The sequence below is a fragment of the Mesorhizobium sp. M7A.F.Ca.ET.027.03.2.1 genome, from assembly GCF_003999175.1.
In the GTDB taxonomy this organism is placed as follows: domain Bacteria; phylum Pseudomonadota; class Alphaproteobacteria; order Rhizobiales; family Rhizobiaceae; genus Mesorhizobium.
The window spans coordinates 1-2441 of record NZ_RZOM01000941.1; the positions used below are offsets into that span (position 1 = coordinate 1).

The following is a 2441-nucleotide window of genomic DNA, read 5'->3' on the forward strand; positions in this document are numbered from 1 at the left end:
GGCGGTGCCCCGCTGTCGCCCGGCTGGGTGCCGGCCGGGGCGTTTGCCGGCGGCGCACCCAACAAGCCTTGCGCGGCGGCGCCGCTCAGAGCCGCCAGCAGGCACACACCCGACAGCGCCAGGAACCGGCGATGGGCCATCGCTTCACTCCGGCGTCTGGCCGGCCATGCATTCCAGCCCGCTGAGCGTCCAGTCGCTGGTCTTGGAAGCGATGTCCGATATCTTCCACTTGCCGTCGATCTTCTTGAGCGACCAGAGCATTTCACGTTTGGAATCATCGCCCTCGGAGAACAGGCTGAAGGATGCCGTGACCTGTGCGTTATCGCCATCCAGCTTCTCAGACAGTTTCAGCGTTTTCGAGACGGTTTTCTGATCGAAATCCTGGGCGTCGAGACCAGGATCGAAATCGATGCAGGCGACCTGGTCCGGGTTCGTCTTCGTTGCCTGGTCGTTCAGCTCGAACAGTTTCGTCACCGGTTCGGTGAACCGATCCCGATATTGTTCGTCGGCCTCGAACTTGACCGCCGGGACATAGAAGAACTTCACCGCGTCGGACGCCGGTCCGGCGACGGCGGCGCCCGGCAGGGCTATCGAAAGGGCGGCAACGAGCACTGTCAGTCTCATGCAGAATCTCCGGCTTTTGATGGCTTGAGCCTATCAATACCACGCATCCTGCATATCGGCTTTTTTGCGGCTCATGAAGTCCTGCCGCGCCTTGTTTCAGCCGTCCAGCCAGACGTTTTGAAGGTCCATCTCGAATGTCTGGTGGACACCATAGTTCTTCACCTTCTTGTTCTGATGGCTGTAGAGCTTCTGCCAGAACGGCTGAATAATGACGCCCGAATCCTGCAGGATCTGCTCGACATCCTTCATGACCTCGCGTCGTTTCTCCACGTCGATGAGCGATAGCGCCTGCTTGAGCTTGGCGTCGAAATCGGGGTTGGAATATGCCGATTCATTCCAGGCCTCGCCGGTGCGATAGCCGAGCGCCAGCACCTGGACGCCAAGCGGGCGCATGTACCAGATCGTCATCGAATAGGGATATTTCGTCCAGTCGTTCCAGAAGGTCGAACCCGGCAGCACCGTGCGCTTCACCTTGATTCCGGCATCGCGCAGCTGGCCGGCAATGGCGTCGCCGGTATTCTTCTGCCAATCGTCCTCGATGGTGATCAGCTCATGCTCGAAGTCAGCCTGTCCGGCTTCCGCCATCAGCTTCTTGGCGCCGGCGGCGTCGCGTGTCTTCTTGGGCAGCGGATAGTATTCCGGATGGATCGGGGCAACGTGGTGGTTTTCGCCAGGGGTGCCTCGCCCGGCATAACCAAGTTGGAGGACCGCATTGTTGTCGACGGCCATTTGCAAGGCGTTGCGCACCCGCTTGTCGTCATAAGGCTTGTGGGTGATGTTGGTGCGGGCAACCAGCGTCGTCGCCGTCGCCACCTCCGATTTCACCAGGTCCATCTTGTCGAGAATGTCGATGAAGTCGGCGGGCGACTCGAAATTGAGGTCGATCTCACCGGATTCGAACGCGTTCACGGTGGCGTTGAAATCGGTGCCGTAGTCGATGAACTCGACGCTGTCGAGCGGCGCTTCACCACCCCACCATTTGCCATTTTCGCGACGCTTGACGACCGCCTTCTGGCCGACATCGTAGGAAACCAGTTCGAACGGTCCGGTGCCGATCGGCTTCTTGATCGGATCGGCACCGTCGGCATCGAAGCTGCGATGGACGACGAGCGCCGGATAGTCGGTGAAATTCGGGATCAGTGAAATGTCTGGTTCGCTTAGCTTCAGCTTGACCGTGTTGTCGTCGACCTTGGTGATCGCGCCATCCCTGGCCTTGCCGGTCTTTGCGTCGATCAGCGCGCCGACACGGGCGGCCATGGAATTGCCGGCGACATTCTTCTCGCACCAGCGCGTCAGATTGTGAGCGACGTCATCGGCGTTGAAGGCATCGCCGTTGTTCCATGTGATGCCCTTGCGCACATGCAGCACGTATTCGGTGGCGTCGTCATTGATATCCCAGCTTTCGAGCAGAACCGGCTCGAAGGTGAACTGCCTGGTATAGCGGACAAGCGGCTCCAGCCAGCAGCGCGAAATGTTCGCCAGCTCAACCCAGTCGTAGGTGCGCGGATCCTTCTGCCCCTTCACCGACATCGAGACGCGCAGCGTTCCGCCTTTCTTCGGCTCTTCGGCCAAGGCCCGATCCGGCACGGCAAGGCCGATCATGGCGTAGGCAAGCGCCGTCGATGCGCCGAAGGCGCTTGCCAGCGCCAGGAACTCGCGCCGGTCGACACGACCCGCGCGTGCTTCGACCGCCATTGCCTCGATAGCGCTCGGCACGCGATCGCCACTGCTTCTGAAGAATGCCATTTTTTCCTCCCGTCTGGTTCCCTTTGATCTTGGTTCTTCGCGTCAACTGACGCTGTCCGGCAGCCTCTCCT

The 2441-nt window shown here is 60.3% G+C and carries 2 protein-coding genes; both read right to left on the bottom strand.

All coding sequences use genetic code 11. From position 1 onward, the window contains the following. Positions 1-144: 144 nt before the first annotated feature. The gene (locus tag EN750_RS29335; protein WP_127398839.1) at positions 145-624 is read right to left on the bottom strand and encodes a DUF3828 domain-containing protein; all 480 of its coding nucleotides are present in this window, start codon (positions 622-624) and stop codon (positions 145-147) included. 96 nt (positions 625-720) lie between these two features. Then, the gene (locus EN750_RS29340) at positions 721-2370 is read right to left on the bottom strand and encodes an ABC transporter substrate-binding protein (RefSeq protein WP_127398840.1); all 1650 of its coding nucleotides are present in this window, start codon (positions 2368-2370) and stop codon (positions 721-723) included. Positions 2371-2441: the final 71 nt, after the last annotated feature.